Genomic DNA, 24082 nt, shown 5'->3' with positions numbered 1-24082 from the left:
CTTTTATTTAATAGGGCAATACTGGCGGAGGGGTAGCAGGATCGGAAAGGCGCGTATCGTGAACCGCCCGTTCATGGAGATAATACGCATACCTCATATCCATAAGCATTTTTTTTGAGTAGTCATCTGCCGGGTTCCGCTCATAGCTTAGATCGCTAGTAGGTCTCACCCTACAACCTGAACTACCCCTTGCCTTTCTTGGAGCCTTGCTTCGGGAGATTACCCGCGCGATAAGACTAAGCAGCATCACAGGCTGGCCAACCCCAATCCAGCACCACGCTATCATCCGGAGCGCCTCATCAGGAATCATGTCCTGTGCAAGCAAAACGCTCAGAAGCACGGTGATGGTAAGAAAAAGGATCTTTCCCGACCTGGTGGCATAAGCCGCTCTAACGCCGGCTCCTATCATGATGCTCGCTGGCAAAAAAATCAGGAATATGGCGAGAAGCAGACCAGCAGCTATTACAGGTTTACCTACTGCGCTTTGTAGGGCAAGGGCTCCTGCAAGTATCAACAGATACACCAGGTTTGCATACAGGACGCCCCTAAACACTCGTGGCGTCTTTGGGGTAAGTGTAGCGCTAGGTGATGTGGCCATAGTGGGTACCTGTTAAGAACCGAAATCCAGTGGTTGAAAGATCCTGTGAAAAAAAATGCAAAGGCGGTTGCCCTTACCCCAAAACATAGACTACATTTCATTTCCGAGGTAGCTGGCCTCTTTAAAGAAGCAGCCCTTTAGAAACACATTTATAGCAACACTCAGCTCGTAGTCTCTACCAGCTTTTGATTCAAGCAAATGTTCTAACGACTGTTTGCCTTCTATTCTTGTGATTGCCTGGCTCAACTCTCCGCTATATCGAGTTGCTCAAGGGCATATCTCATGTTCTTCTTTTTCTTGCTCAAGTCAGCTTTTGGCCGTTTGTCCAAAGGTATTGATTACAAGAAACCAATCTGCGCAATATTCGGACACGAAGCCGGTAATTCTCCGCTGCGAAAGATTTTAGCGTCATTCTGAATGTGACACTTGCATAATGGAATTTTTGTGGAAAATGGATAGGTAGTTCAGACCAAGCTAAGACTTAGCAGGCGGGGAAACATGAAAAAGATTGCATTACTGGCTTTCGCCCTCGGAGCGCTATCCGTAAATAAAGCCCATGCTGACCTTGATAATTCGCTGTTTGGTGAAATAGCAAGAGAACATGGGTTGCCGGTAAACCTACTTTATTCAGTTGCACTTGCAGAGTCAGCTTATTCATCTGATAAAGGTATAAGCCCATGGCCTTATACCTTGCGCACTGCAACCAAGGCCTATTACGCCAAAACGTTGGCTGAGGCGGAGAACATTCTGACTGAGCTTTTGAGAAGTGCGCGGTCAGTTGATGTTGGAATAATGCAGGTTAATTTGTACTGGAATTCCGACCGTATTAAAGATCCAAAATCATTATTAAGTCCTGAAAACGGACTGAGAATGGGTGCGTCTATATTGAGTGAGCGGATAAAGTCTGCGCCTGGGGATCTGGAACTAGGTATTGGCCGATATCACAATATTAAGGAAGAAGCATTAGCCAGAAACTACGGAGCAAGGGTTCTGGCTATATGCAAGAACATCTCATACGTTATAGGTGGGGTTTGCGAAGAATGAGCGCTTTCAATACCAACGAATTGAGCATCAGAGATGGAAGCTGTAAAGACGTTGCGGATTTGAATCAGCAAATCTGGTCTTATATACATCAGAGTGCTACATCTGGCAGCCTAGAGAATCTAAGGGCCTTTAAATTCCATAGTCGTGAGATTTCTCGTTTAAGCGAGCTTTCGTTTCAAACGATCATGAATCTTTCTGATTCCATAGTTCTGCATTTCCGCGGAACTATCAATCAAAATGAAGCCCGATCTTGTCTCAAGTCAATGACAACTAAAGGCAATGGTGAGCTAACGCAAATTCAGGAATTCGCGTATCGATACTTTATGCAGGCTAAACTCTGTACACACAAATACGGAGCTGGTGTTGCACGATTACGTTATGGTCTGTCAACTCAGGAGATCGAATTCCTAATAAATATCTCTGAAACCCAGCTGAGATATTTAGTGCGCAACACCTCCTCAGGAAAGTTATTACTGAGGTTCGACCCACAAATTGTAAATGGGATTGGTGTTACGGATTATTTTATTGAGGCGTTGAGCCGAATTCAACTTCAGTGCTTAAACTCAGCCGTGGAACTCTAACATGACCGACAAAGACAAGGGAAAAAAGGTAGTTGTGATCTATCAGAGTGTTGAGGCTAGTTATCGACTTGAGACTGCCAGGAAGATGCTACGCCACAACTTCAATACTCAGGTGATAGAGCTAGAGACACAAATAAGTGTCAAGACATTGCGTAAGCTACGCAAAGAAATGACATTGCAAAAAGAAGAGCGGCGTGATCGCCTGGGCCGTAGTGTTCCGACGATTGTCAAGAATACAACACAAAGAAAGATAGCTTCCTTGTTTTTACATATATATGTAGTCATGTGTGGTAAGGAACATGGAGTGGTTGATATCGATCTGCTGATTCAGGCCTATTATATTTTCCTTGCGGACCTTAAACAGCAAAATAGATTTAATGAAAGAACTATAAAGCCGCTCACGATCAGTGAGGTATATTCGCTGGCATCAGCTTATCAGCGCCGAGAGATCTCTCTTGAGATTTGCTCACGTTGCGGTACACCTCATGCCGAATTCTACAAAGGTACTATCGGTGGCTGCCCTAACGCGATCAGCCTTGTCGGGATGCATGGAAACGTCATGGATGAGCGAACACCTATATGGTCAGGCATGAAGAGATCAATCTATTCGCAACATGAGGCAGGGCAGGCCTCTTTCTAGGTTCTGATTACCTTGCAAATGAGGGGGAGCCTTGATAGCTCCCCTTTTTTTGCCGTTTGACCTGCTCACACCATTTCCGCTAGGTAGGTAGCGGGTTGCATCCGAAAAGCCCTCCTGTGGCATCTGCAGGCGCTTAAAGCCCCTCTCGGACAACCTTTCCTGGGCTTCAAATCGCACATCACCATTTGCGCCCTTCAGATTGCTCGGCGTGTTCGATCAACCTGGTCACTACCTGTCGCCAAAAGCTGGTGTTTTCCTCATGGTCAAGACCGGGAGTAGACATGGTAACCACTCCATAAACTACCCATAGCATTGGTAAAACCCCTGTTCTCTATTGCGTGTTTGGCATTTTTGTAGATGGACTGACCATTGCCAATATCATATTGGTAATTTACATCTGTAGCGCGGATGAACTGGTAAAACTACTCAATTCATCCTTATAGTATTGGTAATTCAACGCACAACTGAAAATCGTGCCAAGGATAGAAATCCTCATTTTTAGACGTTGAATTACCAAATGAATAAACCATGTTAAATGCTTATGCTTTTTTTCTCACTTGCGGCGTTGGTTAGTAGGCGATATACGATTACACGAGCGTGCTGATTTTCTAGCCGCAGGATTGACCTTATCGGTTAGCCCTCTACAAGCATGAAAGGGTGGATGCTGGAGACCAGAAACATGACAGATCAGATTACAAACGAGAAACTGAGCCAGCTCCTTGAAGCCAAGGAGTCTCTGGCCACCTCAGGGATGGATGCTGCAACGCTTCTTGAGTTGACTGAGCAGACCCTTGCGGTGCTGGAGCGCCATGTGGAGCGTTTGACCTACTTGAATGCGCTTCAAGCAAAGGAGACCTGTGAGTATTTCTGGGAGAAAGCAAGAGAAGGGCAGGAAGAGAACAAACAGTATCCGCGCCTTGGTAGTAGAGTTCGGCTTATCAAGAACACGCTTGCAATTGTCTGGTACCACAGTACTTATCTGCTCAAACCCAAGGCGGGAGGAAAGCGAGTATTTACCGCCAAACATATTTCCAAGCCACGGCATAAATTTCGATACAGCAATGCTGCGCTTTCTAATGCCTACCCCTGGGAGAAGGAAAATGTGGAAGATACCGAGAATGATTATGCAAAGTTCAGACAGAGACAGTCGCTCATTACTGAAATAAGGAGCAGGCTCTCACGATTCAAGAATATTACGGATGCCTATTCAAATAACGAGTAGCTTTGTTTTCGGTGAATACTATGTACAGCAATCAGGCTCAACTACTGGAATTACAACTGTGCGACCTTGAGTACATCAAAGATCTTGACTGCGATGGATTTTCTGCCTGTACAGCTTATTTATTTAAGCGTGCCAGTGTGTCTTATAGACTCATGCGAGGGCAGTGCATCAGAGTTAGCACAGGTCATATTATTGTTCCGCATTACTGGATAGAACTCTCGCCTGACGCCTGTGCTTATCTTCAGCACACCAATGATCAACTGGTAATCGATTTTAATCTACGCAAGTGGTTATTTGAGGATGAAGAGGTTCCGCATGGCGTTTTTGCCAAAAACCGCGAAACAGACTTTCGTTATATTGGCGAAGCAATAGATACGGATTTCGGTCTCGACTTTTGGGAGTTGGACAGTATGACCGAGGGTCGCCTGGCCAGAATGCAGATCAATATTTGAAACCGTTTCTTTCTGAAATAGGACTAACAGCGGATTAGTCCAGCTTTATGCCAGTTATTTTTCCAGCCTGATCGCTGGGCTTGCATCCTGAAATTTCCCTGTACTATGAAAGTAGGTTTTCTTTCATAGGTGATTTCGTATGCACATCTCAGCCATTCAGTTACTTGAAGCATTACCTACTCGTAAAAGATCGGTCATAAACCAGCTATTGCTTTCAATGTCGATTGACGAGTTAAGAGAGTTGGTTTCCTACTTTAACGGTCATGACAAGTATGGTGCAGATGATACTGCCCGAATTGCACTTCTGTGTGTCTACTCAGGGCATCTTTCAAACAAGTTTCCCCCGTTCTCATTTGTTCAATCCCATCTAGCCAGCTGTTGCCCTGACATCATCGAACTCAAGCCAAGGCATGTATTGACTCGTCCTCTATCCGACATGACCGGCCATCCAGTGGACTATCTGGATGGGGCAGTTTTCCAATCTCTGATCGAACTCATGCCAAATGGCTGGTTGGTTGCTATTCCTGTCCGCAAGGGATTCAAAACCAATATTGTTTCTTTTCCAGACTCTTCTGGCAGTTCTTTCAAGGGAGATAGCCATGCGATATCCCAATAGATTATCCATAACCTTGCTAATGTTTACCTCAACGGCATTTGCCTGTGGTACGGTTTATTGTCTTGGCGTTAATCAGTCACTGGGCAGATTATTCATTGTCTGTTTATTGAGTAACGCAATTGTTATGGAGGGGTGGGGCTTCTTTCAGGGAAGGTTTTTTGGAGAGCCATTACCGGTCTGCTGTACAAAAGCCGTTGCAACTTCCATATCAGGCGCTTTAGGGACGGGAGTGGCCGGTTATGCAATGGCACTTTATTTAATTCTGCTCGCTGACATACTGCCCACTATTTGCGATACGTTTCTCAAACATTAATTAAAGGACACGTTTTGTTACATATTGTAAGAATATGGTTAGGCTAGATCTTAAAGGCAATTGAAGCTCAAAGTGCCATTATAATTATTAATATGTAGCAAAGTTACATCAAAGCGCCACTATATATTAAAGCGGGAGTTTTAAAATGAGTGACAAGAATTCGAACAAACTTGTAGTCATTGCGCTTGCTGTAACGTGCGCAACAGTTGTGGGCGGTATGTTTTATCAGTCTCACCAGACGCAAAAGAGAATGGATGAACTGGCGCAAACCGTACAGTCAGCCACCTCGCCCGAGCGCTTGCAGGCATCGATCGAAACCACACTGGCGGATATCCGTACCCGTGAAGCCGATCAGGCCCGCCAGCAGATGTTTGAGGGCTATCAGGCGGCGTCTGACAGCCTTGAGGGTCGCAAGGCAGGCCAGCACATCTATGGCAGCACCAAGGCTCGCTTTACGCTGGTGGAATTCGCTGATACCCAGTGCGGGTATTGCAAGCGCTTTCATGAAACGCCCAAGCAGATCGTGGACTCATCAGGCGGTACCGTGAACTGGGAATACAAGAACATGCCCATCCTTTCGTCCACCTCACAGGTGCAGGCCCATGCCCTGGAGTGTGTCTCCGAGGTAAAGGGCAATCAGGCGTTCTGGGTGATGCTGGATCAGCTCTACAAGCAGCCCGGGCAGGAGGTGGATCTCAATGGCCTGGCGAGTCGTCTGGGCGCTAATTCAGGTGCCTTCAAGCAGTGCATGACCGAGCGCCGACACATGGGCAAGCTCCAGCAGTCCGTGGCACTGGCCAAGAGCAACGGCGCCAATGGCACGCCGGCCACCTTTGTCGTGGATAACAAGACTGGCCAGCGCATCCTGTTGGGTGGGGCACAGCCCATGGAAGCCTTCCTGTCAGTGATGCGTCGTCTGCAGATGCAGGACGAGGAGGGGGGCAAGGATCCAAAGGCTACAGGGGCGCTTTCTTCCCCGTCAGCCAAAGGTGCCAGCTAGTAAGCCCCTATTAGCTGACGTAGAGCCGACCGCCTTAACGCTGTCGGCTTTTTTGTATCCGCACGCTTGGAGGGGTGAGGGAAGCGCCGTCACGACTGCGCACCCTTGATCACGACATATGTCCCTGCAATCAGACCCAGCAGGCCGCCAGTAAACCCGGCGTTCTGCCAGGTCACCAAAGAGCCTTCAACAGGATAGACATTGGAGACCACCAGGCCGATAAGGCCGAGTGCTGTAGCAAGCACAGCCGCAAAGCAGAGTACGAAACGGATATTGCCTGCAACCTCGGCCCGACGTTCAAGCTCAAGACAGCGAGCCACCTCCTCAGCTGTAGCAGCATCAGCCGCCCACTTGGCGCGAAGCTCCAGCAATTCACGGCTGGCCATGTGGGTACTCGCTCCCAAGTTAATGGATTTACCAACTGTACACGGGCAGATCGTCCAGTGGTTCGCCCAATGCTTCAAGCATCACCCACATGGAGATCTGCTTGTCCTGGCTCCAGCGCCTGAGATCCAGCAGACATTGCGGGATGCTCTCGTCATCCAGCTCCATGTCACCCAGCTCCAGAATAATCCCGTCCTTGCACAGTGCACAACGGCACCATGGATTGTCGTCGCCTTCGCTTTCCAAACGGACAGCGGTAGCTTCGTCGAGATGATGTATGTCGATAACGGGGATCGATATGACGTCAAACGGATATTTCGAGGCGCTCATGTGGACTCCTTTAGGTCTTAACATCCTTGATGTCGAGGATGTATAGGATGCGCATCTCTGATTGGCGCACCTTCTTTTTTCCCACGACTTTTCCATTATGCAAGTGCCCGCAAACAAACAATGGTAATAGGCCATCATTTGCGGGCTTTGTGTCTGCCTCCTGTCGCAATTTCGCCACGGCCCGCACACCTTCCTCATGCCCTCAACACGTAAACAGATCCAGCTGGCCATGTTTGTCAGCGCATTTAGCCGCCATCGGTACGTCCCCTTTTTTCTGGCTCAACAGATTAAGCCGCTCGATCAGCGCCAGCGGGTCGTGCAGGACCGCTATCAGGTCGAATCGCCAGATCTGGTTGCTGAGCCGAAGCATGCGCGACCATTCAGCATGGCCGCCCTTGCTTAACGATACGGTGCCGAGTCCTAACAGATAGTGAACGGCTGACGAGGGCGCAGCGTCGAGCGAGACGCGGTTCAGGGCGTGGTCAAGCTCAAGGGACAGGAACAGCTCAAGGCCTTCCTCGTCGATGGCGAACTCGTCGGTAGTCACGACATCAGTCACAAGCTCACCCTGGCGCGTCACGGTGAGCGATTCAGCGCCAGCCACCGCATGATCAAGACTACGCAGCCCGTCGAAAAGAGAGCCGTAAAATTCGTCGCACAGGACGGCCTCGGCGCGAAAAGCGACATCCTTCTCGGTCCATGTGGGCAGGTTCGAGATATCGGGTATCGGATAGCGCGCGTCCTGCTCGTAGATCTCCAGATAGGTCCGCAACGCCATAAACGGCTTGTGATAGCCATAGCGGCCCCACAACATGTCGATGGCTACGATCTGGCGCATGGAAAGAACTGTGAAGCGTGGTTTGATACCCAGCTGGCGCGCGCTTTCCTCTTCCTGAATCTGAATGGTAAGGATCAGGCGCAGGAGCTCAAGCGTATACGCAGGGCTGTAGGCATTGGGACTGATCTTGATGCGGCCGGTACGCTCGTCTACCTGCCGGCTCAGCCAGCAACGGGCAGAGGGATCAAAGTGCCGGGCCTTCATGTACGAGGGCAGATTATCGCTTATACAGATCCAAAGTGTTGGCCCCCGAAGACAGACTAACCCGCAACCTTCCAAAACGCTTGGATCGCCTTTGCGTTGAGGAAGGTGCAATATTTGGACAGTTGAGCAATTTTGGCTCAGGCCTACTTAATGGTGTTGCCTTGAGTAGTCGCCACGGAGCTTTCCAAAGGCTGATCAAGTCGATATGCATTCAAAAAACTTTGGTTGATCCCGCCATGTGGTTAGCTCACAAGGTCAGCAGCCGTTTACCCAGATCCCGCCCCTTATGATTATTTCATTCAGTACAAGCTACTTCACCAACTCCATCAGCTTGCCGAAGCTGTTAACCACGTCGTACTTAACGTTCTCAGGCGCATATTTTCTATTTATCTCGTCGAAGAACTTGCGAGCACAGTCAATCTTGGTCAGCTCAATCGGAGTAAGATGCATCGAAGACATAGAACCTTTGGTTTCTGCAACGAAGTAGACGTGCTTGACGGCTCCTTCCTTGAAGGAAATGGCCCAGTCCGGGTTGTAATCACCCACGGGGGTTGGGATCAAGAAGCCACGCGGTAGCTTGGCGTAGACGACCACATCGGTGCAGGTATCCAATTCCTTAACAAATTCCCGCTCGATGTTGGAGTCAGTCAGGACGTAATCGTAGATGTGGCGCTGGAGCTTATCGCCGGCCTTGCTGAAGTCCTGCTTGGTCTGTCCGGTGGTAAAGATGTTCAAATCAAACTGATCGGCCACAGGATCATAGGCAAGATGCTCAATAATAACCGCCGCCTTCTGCTCGTTGATCAACCGAACCGCTTCGGCGATGAAGTTCTCAGGGTTGGTCTTGAATTGGGCAAACACGGCTACGTTGATACCGCGCAAGATATCCGCCACGGTTCGCCGCGTAAGCTGCGTGCCTTCAGCCAGTTTACCAATCAGATCGTATTTCACGGCTGAATGAATTGAATGGACATTTTTGTCTATATTAGTAGCCTTTAATACAAAAGAATCGCCACTCTTCATACCATCGTAAGTCACCTGTGCAGATTGCTCACCGCGCTGAATGGTGTACTGCAGTGGCGTTACGCGCAGCTGCTCATCGAGAGCTTTTACAGCATTGCTGACAAGCTCCTCAGAGTCAAAGTCTACGGTGTACGCAGCCTTGCGGTTGATCCTTGCCCAAAGGTCCTTGAATTCCTGCTTTTCGAAGTTGGCGTTGGGCTCGAGTTTTTTCGCCTTGCGGCCATCCTCTGGCAGCATGATCTGGCTTTCGCTGAATACGCTGTCAATCAGCTGGAACACTTGATCTTTATATGGCAGGAGTTCGTCCGGCAAGTCTGCCAGTGTTTCGGCCTTCTTGGCCTGATGGTATTTCTCAGTGATGTTGCGCTTCTTATCAACGTATCCGTTCTGAATCAGATAAAACTCAATGTCAGTGGCTTGATCGTCGGAAACTGTGACCGCGCCTCCATCAGTATTAAGTACCTTGCCAGTGAAATAAGCCTTGTCCGCAATACGTGGACGGGCCGACAGGGATTCGCTGATGTCTTTCTGCAAAGCGGCCACAAAGTTTTTGTAGCTTTCGCTCGCCACCACAGTCAGTACGTTGACGTCGTGAACGATAGACGGATGGTCTATCCGGTCGCCATGTTGGTTCACTGACAGACGCAGGCCGCGCCCCACTTCCTGACGACGAGAGATCGTATTGTCACTGTGTTTGAGAGCGCAAATAACAAATACGTTCGGGTTGTCCCACCCTTCACGCAAGGCCGAATGCGAGAAGATGAAGCGTACCGGTTCGTTCAGAGACAACAGACGCTCCTTATCCTTGAGGATTAGGTCATAGGCGTCTACATCGTCTGTCTCGGTCGCCTTCTTACCCATCACTGGGTCCACTAGTTTTTTAGTCTTCTTGTCGATTGAGAAGTAGCCGCTGTGGGTCTTCTCAACGGCAATGCCTTTGATATGCTTAATGTAGGGAGTTTCGTCCAAATCCAAGACTTCGTTCAGGTAGAGCTGGTATTCCTCTTCGAACACACGGGCATACTCGCCCTTTTCATCAGCTGAGCTGTAGTCGCGATATTTGGCAACTTCGTCGATAAAAAACAGAGTCAGTACTTTGATACCCTGTTGGAACAGGGCTTGTTCCTTATCGAAGTGAGCCTTGATTGCTTCCCGAATCTGGATGCGGCGCAGCGCAGTTTCATTCACGTCGCCGTCTGCTTCGCCTACCAGCAACTCGACGCCATTGGTAAAGCTCAGGGTGTCCGTGATGGCGTTGATGTCGGACACGACATAGCCACGGTACTGGTCCAGCTCGTTTGACAACACAAAGAGATTGTCTCCCTTGGACAGCTTACGTACCACGCGTTTGATCTGGCCGCTGGCAAGTTTCTGCTCAAACTCTATACGGGCCTCAGGCGGTTTTTTGGTAGATACATCAATGCCTTGCAGGTAGAGATAAGCATTAGTACCAGCCAAGCCTTTAACCGAAATACCGCGCACGGCGATCTTCTTGACCAGCTTCTGGTTGTAGGCGTCCAGCGCGTCCAGGCGGTGAATCTTATTGTGCGTGGTCTTGTGGGTGGCGGAATAGCGCAACACCATCAATGGCTTGAAATTAACCAGCGAATCTAGTGTCTTGCCGCCTTCCATCTTCTGGGGTTCGTCCAGAATGAGGATGGGCCGATTGGCGCTGATAACATCAATAGGCCTTCGCGACTGAAAGTCGTCCAGTTCTTCATAAATACGGCGGGCATCTTTGCCTGTCGCATTGAAAGCCTGAACATTAATCACCATCACGTTGATGCCTGCGTCAGACGAGAAGCTTTCCAGATGGTGCAGCGCCTTGGAGTTATAGATAAAGAAGCGCGCCTTCTTCTGGTACGTCTCCAGAAAATGATCAGCCGTAATCTCCAGCGATTTAGCGACACCTTCACGGATGGCGATGCTGGGCACCACGATGATGAACTTGCTCCAGCCGTACTGCTTGTTCAGCTCAAAGATCGTCTTGATGTAGCAGTAGGTCTTGCCCGTGCCGGTTTCCATCTCGATGTCGAGATTAAGCTTGCTGACCTTGGTCTTGACCAGCTCGGTAGATACCGGCAGGTTCTGCAAGCGCTGCACTTGCTGGATATTGTCTAGCAGAGCAGATTCGGACAAGGTCACATAGGCATTGCGGAAGGCAGCCTCGTGGTCTGCGAGCGCATCCACCTCCAGATCGAGGGCAGGTTGGAGACTGGGAGGAGCCGCTTTCTTTACGCCAGTATCCAAACGATAGCGAACCCCGCCATGCTGTGGCGCTTGCTCTTTGAAGCAATCCACCACTGCCTGAACGGCAGCGGTTTGGTAGGGCTGTATCTTGAATTTAAGTTTCATCGCCTACTCCTTAGATGCATTTCACTTCGGTGGAAGGCGAGAGCGACTTAAAAATCTGTTCAACGTTGATCTTGACGGCACTGTCTTTGAAACCTGCATCACGGAACACTACTCGCAAGGGCTCGTGCTTAGCTAGCTCCTTCACGAAGTCTTTATCAATGCCGCCATCGGCATCGAAGCAAGCTACTAATGCATTGCCATCGACGAAGAAGACTTCTTTGCCCTGTATGGCTCCTTTGGAGAGGGGTAGAGCGAGATCAACGCCCCAGTCAAGCATCACTTGGAACAAAAGATCTTCAGGGGTTCGGTCCGGTTTAATGTTGTCAACAAACAGATCGAGGTTGTTCCTATTCAGCGAATCGGGAGCGTAATACACGTCGACCATATTGGAGGTATCAACTTTCAGGACGCGGAATCCGATGTCCTGATTCCACCCTGCGGCACCATTCTTCTGGTGAATGGCTACTCCTGCGCGACGAATACGCTCCTTTGATATCTCTGAAATGAATGGTTTAAGAGCGATCTGAGTACAAAATTGGAGCGCCTCTTTCGCATCTTTACTTTCTTGGCCAATAGTCTCGGGGAGTTGCACACAGATAAAGCGACGATTGCTTCCCTCGCGTCGGTTGATTTCCATTGTCGCATGCGCAAGAGTGGATGATCCTGCGAACAAATCAAGAGAAATGTCCTTCGGGCCCGTCATGAAAGAAACAAGACGCTCCATCAACAGAACAGGTTTGGGGTTGGAAAATACTTTCTTTCCTTCTGGGAACAGAGACTTTAGGTCGTATGGACCAGTCCTTCCGTCGAGTTCAAAGACGCTAGAAAGTTTGTCTTCGAACTCAGATACGTAAACCTTCAACTCAATTATTTTGGATTCATTTTCTCCAAATAAAATTCTTTTTTCGGCCAGAAGTCGATTCATTGTTTCCTTGGGAAACCGGTATCCCATAAGAGGCTCTTTGCACGGCTTACCAGTTATAGGATGTAGCACGTCATATCTGTAGCCTTCTTTGCCAGGGTTATGCACACTCTGGCTGCCCGTGTATACGCCGCCTAGATCAATGTATTTGTAGCGATCTAGAGGTCCTAATTGAGCTTTGTTTTGACGAAACCATTCAGTGTAAGCAGCTTGAAGGTCATCAATGTTCGAATATTTGGATATGAGGTCATCACCAATTTTAATTAGTACTTCTTTGATATCTGAAACAGAGCTCTTCCAAATACCTTCAAGGTCGCTCTTACTTCGAGCAAAAACGTGAATGCTTTCATGCTCAATGGCGATATTGCTTGGATTGTTATCAGTGGCGTTCTTCCAGATCAGAGTGCCAAGAAAGTTCGATTCGCCAAATATTTCATAACAAAGATGAAGCACATTTGCTGTTTCAGCGTCATCAATGGAGATAGCAACGACTCCAGCTGGTGATAGCAGGTTTCGTGCGACACGTAGCCGCTGATACATCATGCTAAGCCAATCAGAATGGAATCGTCCGTTCGCCTCTGTGTTAGCAATTAAGCGGTTTCCCTGTTCATCGGATTGATTGCTTTGCGTAAGATACTCGTAAGTGTTTCCCACGAAATCATCTCGATAGATAAGGTTATTTCCTTTTTTTCGGTTGTAGGGCGGATCGAGATAAATCAACTTAACCTGGCCAAGGTAAGTTTCCTGCAGCAACTTCAACGCATCGAGGTTGTCGCCCTCTATAAATAGATTCTTTGTGGTGTCAAAGCTCACACTTTCGTCCCGGCAAGGACGTAGCGTCTTAGCAATCGGCGCATTGGCCGTCAGTAGTGCTTCGCGCTTACCCGGCCAATTCAGGTGATAGCGCTCCTGCGGCCCTTCTATGATTGATTCCGATAGCTCTTGGCGCAGCTGGTCAAAGTCCACTGCCAGCTTTACGCTACCATCTTCTCCTTTGGCTTCGGTCACGCAGCCGGGAAACAGGTCACGAATACGAGCAATGTTGTCCTGCGTCAGATCGGGAGAATGCATTTTCAGTTTGTCCATACTCTTTTCTCGAACCACGGATTTCAGTGGCTCAGTTCCTCAAGTTCGTTATTCAGCTGACGCAAAGTGCCGTTGATTTCTACTTTGCGGTTAAATTGCTTTTCCTTAGCCAGCTTGGCACGTACCTTCTCGATTTCGCGCTGCTTGGCTTTTACGTTTTCTAAGCGCTCGACTAAGGCTGTGAAGCGTTCCTCCGCACGGGGTGCCAGTGGAATTAGCCGCTGCAGTAAGGCTTCGTATAGTCCAGCCATATCCAGCGCTACCGGCATATGGTCGCGCTCGCTGTCGGAGGGCATCCAAAGGGTCGAAAAATAGTTACTGAAGACCCATTTGCTGGCATCCGCCTCGTTGGGGCGCTTGTGAGCAGCTATGATTTTGGTTTTTCCCTCGTACTCCAGCTCGAAGATGACAGGAAACTGCACAACGCCGTCGATGCATTTCAAGACATCGACGGACAGGTCCTGAGTTTTCAGAACGATGCGGAAAACCTGCACCTCCGGGACAGCCGCCCTCGCAGGCAGGTTGATGGTTTCCGGTGCGAGCTTGTACTGCCAGACGATCTGCTCGACCTGTTCCACGAACAGATTTTTCAGACGGGTGCTGGCCCCACTGTGTTCGTAAACTTTATTCTTGGGCAGCACACGCCCGAACGAGGCCTGCTTAGGGTAGTTGATAAACGCCGGATGCCGGACTGGAAATGCGCTCATCCAGCCTCCTGAATCACAAGAAAGGTGATGAGTTCGAAATCATCCAGGCCGCTGATAGTGTTAGTCAGTGCTGTGGTCTTGCCCCCACTGAACAAACTGTCCAGGTCCTTTTCTTCTTTCACCTCAATCATGGAGCGAATGGTCTTGCTCAGCAGCTCGGAGTACAGCTGCATGTTCCTGCCGTCGTTTGTCTCCGCGTTAAACGATTGGCAGGCCATGGAAATGGGTTTAGCTTGGCCCTTGCATCCGCTGCGCACAATATCCAGCAGGCGCTTGACCTCGGTGTGATCGTTGATTACCTCACCGTTGCGCCCGATGTAGACGAGGTAGTATGGGTGTAGTCGGTTGTGCTGGTTGACGTTCACCTCGGGGTTACGGTTGCGCAACGTGAAGATCACACCCGGCTCTAGGCCCAAGTCGGGATTGGCTGGGACCACGGCATGCATACCGTTAGGCACATGGCTCGGCTCGCCATGTGCCTTCACATAGTTGAGCAGGTCCATTCGGAAGTCGTTGAGCCCCAGGTCGGTGATCGACACGCCGGTTTTCAGGTCTTCCAGCTCGATCACCTCTTCCTGTAGGCGGCGCAGCTGTTCCTTGCGGTAGGTGACGTCGTTAGCCTGCGCGGAAAGCACGTTGTCGTCGCCGGTGGCTGTCACGTCGGCAATCATCATCCGGCTCTCAACTCGCTCTTTCAGGTTGATGTACTCGTCAAGCGAGATGTCGGGCCAATAGTTTACCAGCTGGATACTGGCGTTGGACGAGCCAATACGGTCAACACGCCCGAAACGCTGGATGATGCGGACCGGGTTCCAATGGATGTCATAGTTAATCAGGTAATCACAATCCTGAAGGTTCTGGCCTTCGGAGATGCAATCTGTGCCAATCAATAGGTCGATCTCAGCAGGCTCTTGTGGGAGCACCTGAGCCTTCGACTTGGAACGCGGCGAAAACAGCGTGAGCAGCTCCTGAAAGTCGTAGCTTTTCTTAAGCGTAGATCTGGGCGAGCCTGTTCCCGTTACCTTGGCGCTGTGGAGTTGCAGTTGAGCCAGCAACTTCGGCGCAAGGTTGGCGTAGAGGTAATCAGCGGTATCGGCGAAGGCCGTGAAAATGATGATTTTTTTGTTGCCGGGGTTGATCGGATTGGCGATCTTTTCTAGCACATGTGCTTTGAGGTGCTGCAGTTTGGCGTCGTCCTCGGGAGTGATCTTGTTCATTGAGGCCAGTAGGGCATCAATGATCTCCAGATCAACGCTCAGGTCATGCTCCCAGGAAGGCAAGTCCATGTCGGCCAGACTGATCTTGACCTTACCGCCAATCTCGCCACCGTTCAGCATCGACAGATCGTCGTCTTCTGCGTCTAGGTTTTCCAATACGTCGGTGAGGTCAGCCACCTCGGAAGAACTAGCGACGATACCGCCGACTTCATTGAAGTGTCGAATGGTTGCCAGCGTGTTGGCGTGGTTCTCACGCAGGGACTGCAATGTCAGCCGGAACGATTCGATGGAGCTTTCCAGGCGCTTGAGCAGGTTTGTGGTCATAAGCGCCTGCAAGCCCTTCTCGCGCCCGTATAGGCTGAGGTTTTCCTTCTTATCACCCGATTGCGCGTTGAACAGGTCGATGTACTTCTTGACCCGGCTTTGAAGGATGTAGCCGGCCGGGGTGTACACGCACAACTTGAGCAGGGACAGTTGCTCGAAAATCTCGTTGAAGTCTAATACGTCGGAGCGCTGGGTCAATGGACAATGGAAGGAAAGCGGCTTGCGACGTTCCGGGAATTGGCCAATATCCTTCGTGTCGTAGAACGTCTGGATATGCTTACGGGAGCGAGCAATGGTCACACTGTCTAGCAGCTCGAAGAAGTCAAAATCCAGCGAATCCAGAATGGCGCGAGCGGTGCGCTCCTCCGGCCGCAGCTTCGACCATACGGTGAAGGCTGCCTGTGCGCTCCGAAAAATTTCTTCCACGCTCTTGCTGATCTTGAGCTTCTTGCTGAGATTTTGCGAATCACCTTCGTAGGCCAAAGCCAGCTGATTGCGCAAGTCGGCAAAGCGGTTGTTGACCGGGGTGGCCGAGAGCATCAGTACTTTGGTCTTCACGCCCTCCCTGATGACCTTGTTCATCAGCTTCTGGTAACGCGTTTCCTTGTCCTTGTAGGCATCGTTGTTGCGGAAGTTGTGCGATTCGTCGATGACTATGAGGTCGAAACCGCCCCAATTTATATTGTTCAAAGGTAGGCCGAACGACTCACCTCGGGTGCGCCCCAAGTCTGTATGGCACAGGACACGGTAACTGAGGCGATCTGCCGCGAAAATATTGGTTTTGAGCGGGCTGTTATAGGTTAACCAGTTGCCGGCTAGCTTCTTAGGGCACAGCACCAGTACCGACTTGTTTCGCAGCTCATAATACTTGATCACTGCCAACGCAGTGAAGGTCTTGCCCAAGCCAACGCTGTCAGCCAGGATGCAGCCGCTGTAGGTCTCCAGCTTGTTGATGATGCCGGTGGCGGCATCCTTCTGGTAGTTAAAGAGCTTCTGCCAGACCAGCGTATCTTGGTAGCCAATCCGATCATTGGGGAGCACGTCCTCGTCAATGTCGTCTAGGAACTCGCTGAAGATGTTGTAGAGCATCAGAAAGTAGATACTTTCAGGGGAATTTTCTTGGTAGACCGAGGCGATGTGCTCGCAGATTTGCTGCGTCACGTCTTCCAGCTTTTCTGAGTCGCTCCAGATCTGGTCGAACAAGCTGAGGTAGGTGGCTGCAAAGGTCGGCTCATTCATCTTGTTGACAAGGTTCGACACGGCATTGCCTTGCTGGTAACCCAGGTCAACTGCCGTGAAGCCATGCAACGGCATGTAAGCGGTCTCGCCCGTGTCGCCAGCGCAGGACTGCACGCAGGCAAACTGCTGCATGGGCGCCTGTGTCCGGTTGCTTTTGAAGCGGGTCTTGCGCCGCATCCAATCTGCACACTCCTTGGCGATTGCGCGCTGGTTCAGCTTGTTGCGCAGCTGGATTTCAAACTCGCTACCGTACAGGCTACGCTCACGATCCACCTTTGGAATGTGGAACTCCCGACGCTCCTTGCGGATATTGTCGGTGACTTCGTTGGCAACGAAAGTAGGTGAGGTGAAGATGAAATTCAGTTCCTCAATCTTTTCCAGTTCCGCCTTCAGGGCCTCGAAGGCGTACATCGAAAAGCAGGATGCAGCGATCTTCAGTCTCGCTCCCGGCCTGAGTGTCTGCTTTAGGTCGTCGCCAAGGAGGCGGCTGATATTATCAATGAGTTCCATCGCTTCCCTTCTTCACTCCGTCCGTTGGCTGCGCATCGGCCGTGAAGCCATGCTTCTGCGCGTAGTTCAGGATCAGCACCTCCACCATTGAGGCGATAGAGCGGTGTTCTTTTTCGGCAGCCATCCGCAACAGCTGCTTGATGTCCGACGAGGTACGAATAGATAGGGTTTCATCCTTTGGGCGCTTCATGAGGCAGTCCATATGATTGCACTGCAAATGTACTGCGTTTTGCAGTCATGAAAAAGCTCAATAATTATCCGATCAGCTGACTTGCATCCTGCAGGACCCATGAGAGCCTAAAGGTCTAAGTACTCTTTAAAAGGCCTAATTATGCGCGCTCAGCTTTCTCCCACGTTATCCCTACCCCTATGGACGCTTGGGCAGAAAAAGCCCCCCGAAGCTTATTTAACCTCAGCGTGTATTCAGACAGGCATCGCTCTTTTGGTATATCGAAAGTATTAAATTGATCATGGCAAAACGCGCCTACAAATACCGTTTCTACCCAACGACTGAACAAGCTGAACTGCTTGCTCGAACCTTTGGGTGTGTGCGTTTTGTCTATAACAGCTTGCTCAACTGGCGCACTGAAGAGTTTCAGAAAAAACAGCGGAGGATCGGTTACTGTGCGGCTAGCGCGCAATTGAGCGCACTTAAAAAACAACCTGAGTTAGCCTTCCTAAATGAGGTTTCATGCGTCCCGTTGCAGCAGTGTCTAAGGCATCAACAGGTGGCGCTCAAGAACTTTTTTGAAGGACGGGCCAGGTACCCCACCTTCAGGAAAAAGCGAATCCATCAATCGGCAGAGTTTACGGCCTCGGCGTTCAAGTACCGGGACGGCGAGCTGTTTCTGGCGAAAAGCAGCGAGCCTCTGAATATCCGCTGGAGTCGTGCCCTGCCGTCTGCTCCTTCTACCGTGACGGTTTCCAGAGATGCCACCGGGCGATACTTCGTCTCGTGCCTGTGTGAATTTGAGCCACACGCCTTGCCCGTCACGCCGAAAATGGTCGGCATCGATATGGGCCTTAAGGACTTGTTTGTCACCTCCGACGGCGTGCACACTAGAAATGCTCGCCATACAGCCAAATACGCCTCCCGGCTGGCATTGGCACAACGCCGGCTGAGTCGTAAAAAGCTTGGCTCTGCCAATCGAGCCAAGGCACGCCAGAAGGTTGCGAGGATTCACGCCAGGATCACTGATTGCCGACTCGACGGCTTACACAAGCTGTCACGCAGACTAATCAACGAAAACCAAGTGGTCTGTGTCGAAAATCTTGCGGTAAAAAACATGATGAGAAACCCCAGGCTGAGCAAAGCCATCGCCGACGCGGGTTGGGGTGAACTGGTCCGTCAGCTGCAATACAAGAGCGCCTGGGCAGGCAGGCAAGTGGTCGCCATAGACCGCTGGTTTCCCAGCTCAAAGCGTTGTTCTGGCTGTGGGTTTGTGATGGACTCGATGCCGCTTAGTGTCCGCTCTTGGGTTTGCCCTCAATGCAAGGCAGAGCATGACCGCGACGTGAATGCCGCCCTTAATATCAAAGCGGCCGGGCTGGCCGTGTTAGCCCTTGGAGCGAATGTAAGCGGCACAGGTCAAGTACCTGTGTCCTGTTCGCAGTGAATTGGGAATCCCCGTCCTTCAGGGCGGGGAGCAGTCAACATTTGTTGGCACTTTGTGTTGTTGCCGACGGACAGGATGGTGCGGCCGCCAATTACGGAGACCAGATAGTCGTTGCTCAGACTGGGCGTGGCCAGCCAGACCTTGACGGCGATGCCCTGGGCCTTGGCGTAGGCGCGGATCTGCGAGACTTGTGAGCGGTTGAAGGCCTTGATCACGGGGTTCTCGACCAGCGTGTCGCTGTGGCAGACGTGCAGGGTCGGGAGGGTGGCGCCAGCCTCCTTGAGCCGGATCAACGCGGTCAGGGTAAGGTTCAGCGTGACGCTGGAGTCCTTGCCGCCACTCCATGCCACGACTGGATGCCAGCCTTGCTCGATCAACACGGTGATGGCCTGCACAGCCCCTTCGATCTTCTGCTCCAGTGAGCGCTCGGGCAGCTGGATTGCTACCTCACTTTGAGGGAAGGCAAAGGCGTCTTGTGTAGGTTGGAAGGCGGTCATCGTGGGCTCCTGGCCGTGTCCGATAACTCCACCTTGCCCTACAAATCCGCTGATGCAAGTCCACTCAGGCCAAGAAATATGGCTACGAACAAGCAGCTATTTTCGCGGATTGAGAATGTATAAAGTGTACATCCGAATTTATTGACGCTTCTTCAAATCCCACAGTCCAAACCAGAGTACAGCCTGTGCAGTTACGCCGATGGTAAGGATGAAAAGCGCCACAACCATGATCGTCCAATACGACATGAAGTAGCCAAAGCAGGCTACTGCAGCGGCCAGTATTCCAATCATGAGGGGAATGCGTCGGAGCCAGCGGGTTTCATGCTGTACCTGGGCGTCGAGCATGGCGATTAACGTTTCCCTGTCCTTGTGCATGGTGTTTCCTTACGACGTAGAGATGCGGATGTGTCTGTATACAGGATAGACACCGAAACGTTAGTGCCGTTGCCGCGTGGGTAGCCACTTGCATCACAGGATTTGGATGTTAGGTTCGATAGGAATCAACGGATTTTGTAGCAATACTTGTGTTGCGCTAATTGCCGAAAAATCTATATGAAACCCACGCTGGGTATCCTTGTTTTGTAGGTGAAGTTTGATAATCGAGGAGACGAGTCATGGCTCTACGATCCTAACGCTAGTTAGAAGGCTCGTTCTTTTGAGCGACCGACCGGTCGGCCATTTTTTGAACGATGGCAGCAGATAGAATCGCTGCGATAAGCCACGTGACTGGAGAGCCCAAGGCATAGCCAAGCTTGGACGCGACGAAGACTAGCGGGCTATAGGCTTTGGCATACGTCAGCGGATATGGCGCCCCAAGGCCCAACGGATCCAAAATTATCTGGACCGGCACCAACAGCAGCAGCCAGACGCCGAACAGGGTTGCGAGTCGTTTAAGCTTGTTCAAAGTGACCTCTTAATCTTGTATGCGCCGTGCATTGTTCTGACGACCTTGGATGGGGTCAATTTGAGGGCGCTTAGCGTCGCAATGTCAGGGGCAGACGGCGTTCTCAGTTGAAAACATTGCCCAAGCTAATGTTCGGCTACCAGGATCACCAGTGACCCTTTCCAGCTACTTTGGACTACGTTGGCTGTTATCGGACAGAGCGACATCGACAGAATCTCTGAGGCCACAGTCTGACACCTCAAGTGGCAGTGCTACTAGAAGCCAATGCTATCAGGGAAAACTAGCTATGCCATGCTACACGCTATACGACAAGCAGCGTAAACCTGTTGGGCATATCTGCGGAAAGCTCGGCCCACACTGCGCTGAATGTGGAGACGTCGGGACAAACCTGTGCGATTACGTGGTTGGCACGCGTACTAAAACCTGTGATCGGCCGCTGTGCGACTATTGTGCTCAGGAAGTCGGCGATAACCTCCACTACTGCGCCGAGCATTATGCGCTGGGTACTGGCGTTCAATTGGAGCTACTGGAAAGTAATCATGAATGACTTGCCTGCGCGCATTCAGTTACACCGTACCAAGGGCTGGCGCTTGCCGGAGGGTGCTGTAAGTGTTGCCAGACCGGGCAAGTGGGGAAACCTCTTTAGTGTTGCCGAGCATGGTCGTGAACAGGCCATAGCGCTGTTTTCAGCGTATCTGGATCAGCAGCTGGCCATTGGGGCACTTGATATAACGGAGCTGCGTGGCAAGGTTCTGGCCTGTTGGTGTCGCCTGGACGAGCCCTGCCATGCAGATGTCCTGATCAGAAGGGCCAATAGAAAAGGCCCTTCGTGATAGCGGCGACTGCACTGAAGTCAGTCTACTTTCTTAAAGATGGCGTCAAATGACCTAAAGTGACTTAGCAATGTGCCGTCCTTCTGCATTTCCAGCTTGGGAATTATCTCTCCGTCGCTGGTTTCGACCAGCACGTCATCGGTCTGGGCAGACAGGTGAGGGTGTCAGAAATTTTGTGTTCGGGCATAACATGAGTAAGAGGTGCATGTATGCCAACCAAGAAGAAACCCCTGCGTGACCTGCCCAAGATCCCCAAAGAGCTGCTGGAGCAGTTCGGTGAGGGCCTGATGACTGCAGAAGCTATCGAGGATGCCTCTGCGGCATTTAAAAAGGCCTTGATCGAGCGTGCTCTGCATGCCGAGCTTGGCCACCACCTGGGCTATCCGCCGGGCGCGCAGCGCCCAGAGGATGAGTCCAACCAGCGTAACGGCAAGAGTGGCAAGACGGTTTTGACCGGTGATGGCCCGCTACGGCTGGACATTCCCCGTGATCGAGACGGCAGTTTTGCGCCCATTCTGATCCCCAAGCATGAGCGGCGGTACACCGGTTTCGATGACAAGATCATCGCCATGTACGCCCGTGGAATGACGGTCAGAGAAATCCGGGCTTTTCTGTCCGAGCAATATGGAACAGAGGTCTCACCCGACTTCATCAGCTCTGTCACCGACGAGGTCATGGACGAAATTGGCGCGTGGCAACAGCGGCCCTTGGAGCCGATGTACCCGGTCATTTTCTTTGATGCGCTGCGGGTGAAAATCCGCGAAGAAGGCTTGGTGCGCAACAAGGCCATTTACCTGGCGCTGGGCGTTCTACCCGACGGGACCCGCGATATCTTGGGCATCTGGATTGAGAACACCGAGGGTGCGAAGTTCTGGATGAAGGTGTTCAACGACCTCAAGACGCGAGGTGTCGAAGACGTGCTGATTGCCGTGACCGATGGCCTCAAAGGTATGCCAGAGGCTCTCAGTGCGGTGTTTCCAGAGACGACGCTGCAGACGTGCATCGTGCATCTGATCCGCAACAGCCTGGACTTCGCGGCCTGGGACAAGCGGCGGGCACTGGCCAAGGAGCTCAAGCCGATCTACCAGGCCATCAACGCCGAAGCGGCTGAGCAGGCACTCGATGAGTTCGAGAACGGGCCCTGGGGTGAGAAATATCCAACCGTGGTGGCGGCTTGGAGGCGGGCTTGGGATCGCGTAATTCCATTCTTTGTTTTCCCGCCCGCCATTCGGAAGGTGATCTACACCACCAACGCCATCGAGAGCATCAATGCCCAGCTACGCAAGGTCATCAAGACTCGCGGGCATTTCCCGAACGATGACGCAGCGACCAAACTGATATGGCTGGGACTGCGCAACATAACAGCCAACTGGGGAAAACCGGCCCATGATTGGAAAAGCGCGATGAATCAGTTTGCGATTCTGTACGGAGATCGGTTCATTAGGCCAACATGGTGAAAATCAGGGCCTGCCTGACAGCAGGCCGCTACCGGTCCGCACACAAAAAATCTGACACTCCCAGACAGGTATATGTCCACATCCCAGCCCTGACCTGGGGCATATGCATCCAGATGTTCTATAGCACGTAGCTTGTCGCCTTCCTCTCTCAAGACTAGTGTTTTTGCCACATCGTCATTAACTGTTTTCCATGTACCTACGTACTTGGAGTAGTCATGGTCCTTACAGCCTGCCATGAACGCGAACACGACTGTCAGAGACAGGCCCTTGAGCAGAGTTTTAGAACTACACATATTACGTACTCATCCTTAATCAACCATCTTCAAGGTCTTGCGGCCATGATGCCTCAATAACCTCTCATCCTTATCAAGCGTCAGAATAAGTCTCTGACTCATCCTGCTAATTGTAACAGGCGCCTCTACCTGTCCCATGTGCTCTAGTGCTCTTTCTGCTGCGCTTCGCGCCCTTGCATAACCGGATTCCCGTGAGAGAGTAAAAGTGTCTTCCACTTTCAGGATCTCCCCCATGAATACGAAGCAGCTCGTCATCCTCTACATCGCCGCCCTAAGCGTGACCTGGTGTCTGGGCCACATGCTGGGCCTATACGCCTCCATCAATCCGATGATTGTTCTTCTGATGGTCAGCCTGTTGCTGGCGCTGGGTTGGCTCGTCACACAGCTGATCACGGAAAAGGAGCCTGCGACTCAAAAGGTCTCAGCTCGCCCTGCAACGCGTCAGCACAGGAGCGCCTCCCGCGCCAGCAGCTATGCCTCTCAATCAGGTAGCTCCTCAAACAGCAGCGGTGCCGATCTCACGACCCTCGCTACGCTGGCGATACTGACCAATACCGATACGGGGCCTACCTGTACCGGGGGCATCAGTGATTCAGGTAGTTCCTGTGGAGACGGTGGCGGTGGTGGCGGCGGTGAATGATCCGAGCGAGTCCTGCCAATCCTTCCATATGCCACGAGGACATCAGCGTGAGTGAATATTTTGAGTGGGAAGAAGCTGTTGTTGAGCAGGTCGCAACTGCACTGGATGCAAGCCATTCGGATGCTTCAGCCATCGTAGAGGCTCAGCTGTTCAGGTTGCGGCAGGCATGGAGCATGGGCATGGATGCAGAGCAGGCGGCGAGAATCGTCGTGGAGTCTAGCGCTGCGTAGGGATTAA

25 protein-coding genes are annotated in these 24082 nt (G+C 51.2%); 13 read left to right on the top strand and 12 right to left on the bottom strand.

Annotated elements, in window-relative coordinates; all coding sequences use genetic code 11:
- Positions 1–7: 7 nt before the first annotated feature.
- On the bottom strand, positions 8–598 hold the full coding sequence (locus GM154_RS24610) for a hypothetical protein (RefSeq protein WP_219653958.1): 591 nt from the start codon (positions 596–598) through the stop codon (positions 8–10).
- Between the two features lie 498 nt (positions 599–1096).
- Between GM154_RS24610 and GM154_RS24605 the strand changes: the two genes are divergently transcribed.
- The 7 genes from GM154_RS24605 (at position 1097) to GM154_RS24575 (ending at position 6466) form a co-directional block, all read left to right on the top strand.
- Entirely contained in the window at positions 1097–1642 is a 546-nt protein-coding gene (locus GM154_RS24605; RefSeq protein ID WP_073450607.1) for a transglycosylase SLT domain-containing protein, read from the top strand.
- Positions 1639–2223: a hypothetical protein gene (locus tag GM154_RS24600; RefSeq protein WP_073450606.1), complete on the top strand. Its 585-nt coding sequence runs from the start codon at positions 1639–1641 to the stop codon at positions 2221–2223. The genes GM154_RS24605 and GM154_RS24600 overlap by 4 nt, the downstream gene beginning before the upstream one ends.
- A 1-nt stretch (position 2224) precedes the next feature.
- Positions 2225–2863: a FlhC family transcriptional regulator gene (locus tag GM154_RS24595; protein WP_219653954.1), complete on the top strand. Its 639-nt coding sequence runs from the start codon at positions 2225–2227 to the stop codon at positions 2861–2863.
- 679 nt (positions 2864–3542) lie between these two features.
- Positions 3543–4085 (top strand): conjugative transfer protein MobI(A/C), encoded by a 543-nt coding sequence (mobI, locus tag GM154_RS24590; protein ID WP_073450636.1) that lies wholly within the window; start codon positions 3543–3545, stop codon positions 4083–4085.
- Positions 4086–4105: 20 nt separating this feature from the next.
- Positions 4106–4537: a hypothetical protein gene (locus GM154_RS24585; RefSeq protein WP_219653951.1), complete on the top strand. Its 432-nt coding sequence runs from the start codon at positions 4106–4108 to the stop codon at positions 4535–4537.
- A 139-nt stretch (positions 4538–4676) separates the two neighbouring features.
- Positions 4677–5153, top strand: a complete 477-nt coding sequence (locus tag GM154_RS24580) for a hypothetical protein (protein ID WP_125913119.1) — start codon at positions 4677–4679, stop codon at positions 5151–5153.
- A 458-nt stretch (positions 5154–5611) separates the two neighbouring features.
- Positions 5612–6466, top strand: coding sequence for a DsbA family protein (locus tag GM154_RS24575; protein ID WP_219653949.1), 855 nt, complete (start codon positions 5612–5614; stop codon positions 6464–6466).
- 89 nt (positions 6467–6555) lie between these two features.
- Here GM154_RS24575 and GM154_RS24570 read toward each other — a convergent pair whose 3' ends face one another.
- The 8 genes from GM154_RS24570 to GM154_RS24535 all read right to left on the bottom strand — a co-directional run bounded on the left by GM154_RS24570 (position 6556) and on the right by GM154_RS24535 (position 17795).
- Positions 6556–6852: a hypothetical protein gene (locus GM154_RS24570; protein WP_219653946.1), complete on the bottom strand. Its 297-nt coding sequence runs from the start codon at positions 6850–6852 to the stop codon at positions 6556–6558.
- A 28-nt stretch (positions 6853–6880) separates the two neighbouring features.
- Positions 6881–7180 (bottom strand): hypothetical protein, encoded by a 300-nt coding sequence (locus GM154_RS24565; protein ID WP_073450601.1) that lies wholly within the window; start codon positions 7178–7180, stop codon positions 6881–6883.
- Positions 7181–7382: 202 nt separating this feature from the next.
- Positions 7383–8222: a hypothetical protein gene (locus tag GM154_RS24560; protein ID WP_125913121.1), complete on the bottom strand. Its 840-nt coding sequence runs from the start codon at positions 8220–8222 to the stop codon at positions 7383–7385.
- A gap of 309 nt (positions 8223–8531) precedes the next feature.
- Positions 8532–11600 carry a type III restriction-modification system endonuclease gene (locus GM154_RS24555; RefSeq protein ID WP_125913122.1) on the bottom strand — a complete coding sequence of 1023 codons (3069 nt, stop codon included), beginning with the start codon at positions 11598–11600 and terminating at the stop codon, positions 8532–8534.
- A 10-nt stretch (positions 11601–11610) separates the two neighbouring features.
- The gene (locus GM154_RS24550; protein ID WP_125913123.1) at positions 11611–13608 is read right to left on the bottom strand and encodes a site-specific DNA-methyltransferase; all 1998 of its coding nucleotides are present in this window, start codon (positions 13606–13608) and stop codon (positions 11611–11613) included.
- A 23-nt stretch (positions 13609–13631) separates the two neighbouring features.
- Positions 13632–14315: a DUF4391 domain-containing protein gene (locus tag GM154_RS24545; RefSeq protein WP_125913124.1), complete on the bottom strand. Its 684-nt coding sequence runs from the start codon at positions 14313–14315 to the stop codon at positions 13632–13634.
- Positions 14312–17605, bottom strand: a complete 3294-nt coding sequence (locus tag GM154_RS24540; RefSeq protein WP_125913125.1) for a helicase-related protein — start codon at positions 17603–17605, stop codon at positions 14312–14314. Before GM154_RS24540 ends, GM154_RS24545 begins: the two co-directional genes overlap by 4 nt.
- Positions 17592–17795 carry a hypothetical protein gene (locus GM154_RS24535; protein WP_125913126.1) on the bottom strand — a complete coding sequence of 68 codons (204 nt, stop codon included), beginning with the start codon at positions 17793–17795 and terminating at the stop codon, positions 17592–17594. The genes GM154_RS24540 and GM154_RS24535 overlap by 14 nt, the downstream gene beginning before the upstream one ends.
- A 280-nt stretch (positions 17796–18075) precedes the next feature.
- On the opposite strand from GM154_RS24535, the gene GM154_RS24530 reads away from it, so the two are divergent.
- Positions 18076–19221: an RNA-guided endonuclease TnpB family protein gene (locus GM154_RS24530; RefSeq protein ID WP_219653943.1), complete on the top strand. Its 1146-nt coding sequence runs from the start codon at positions 18076–18078 to the stop codon at positions 19219–19221.
- Here GM154_RS24530 and GM154_RS24525 read toward each other — a convergent pair.
- The 3 genes from GM154_RS24525 to GM154_RS24515 form a co-directional block, all read right to left on the bottom strand.
- Complete coding sequence (locus tag GM154_RS24525; protein WP_219653940.1) at positions 19194–19718, bottom strand: hypothetical protein; 525 nt, start codon at positions 19716–19718, stop codon at positions 19194–19196. The genes GM154_RS24530 and GM154_RS24525 overlap by 28 nt on opposite strands.
- Before the next feature lie 138 nt (positions 19719–19856).
- On the bottom strand, positions 19857–20093 hold the full coding sequence (locus tag GM154_RS24520) for a hypothetical protein (RefSeq protein WP_219653937.1): 237 nt from the start codon (positions 20091–20093) through the stop codon (positions 19857–19859).
- A gap of 259 nt (positions 20094–20352) precedes the next feature.
- Positions 20353–20622, bottom strand: coding sequence for a hypothetical protein (locus GM154_RS24515; protein WP_219653920.1), 270 nt, complete (start codon positions 20620–20622; stop codon positions 20353–20355).
- Positions 20623–20908: 286 nt separating this feature from the next.
- On the opposite strand from GM154_RS24515, the gene GM154_RS24510 reads away from it, so the two are divergent.
- The 5 genes from GM154_RS24510 (at position 20909) to GM154_RS24490 (ending at position 24075) form a co-directional block, all read left to right on the top strand.
- Positions 20909–21169, top strand: a complete 261-nt coding sequence (locus tag GM154_RS24510) for a hypothetical protein (RefSeq protein WP_208825473.1) — start codon at positions 20909–20911, stop codon at positions 21167–21169.
- Positions 21162–21455 carry a DUF4326 domain-containing protein gene (locus GM154_RS24505; protein WP_219653918.1) on the top strand — a complete coding sequence of 98 codons (294 nt, stop codon included), beginning with the start codon at positions 21162–21164 and terminating at the stop codon, positions 21453–21455. Before GM154_RS24510 ends, GM154_RS24505 begins: the two co-directional genes overlap by 8 nt.
- A gap of 209 nt (positions 21456–21664) precedes the next feature.
- Positions 21665–22912 (top strand): IS256 family transposase, encoded by a 1248-nt coding sequence (locus tag GM154_RS24500; protein WP_019366207.1) that lies wholly within the window; start codon positions 21665–21667, stop codon positions 22910–22912.
- Positions 22913–23437: 525 nt separating this feature from the next.
- Complete coding sequence (locus tag GM154_RS24495; protein WP_219653915.1) at positions 23438–23845, top strand: hypothetical protein; 408 nt, start codon at positions 23438–23440, stop codon at positions 23843–23845.
- 47 nt (positions 23846–23892) lie between these two features.
- Positions 23893–24075, top strand: coding sequence for a hypothetical protein (locus tag GM154_RS24490; protein ID WP_219653912.1), 183 nt, complete (start codon positions 23893–23895; stop codon positions 24073–24075).
- Positions 24076–24082 lie beyond the last annotated feature (7 nt).

The organism is Pseudomonas sp. MAG002Y (assembly GCF_019400845.1).
GTDB classification, from domain to species: Bacteria; Pseudomonadota; Gammaproteobacteria; order Pseudomonadales; family Pseudomonadaceae; genus Chryseomonas; species Chryseomonas luteola.
Note: the sequence above shows the minus strand (reverse complement) of the source record. Positions and strands in the feature narration are given on the sequence as shown.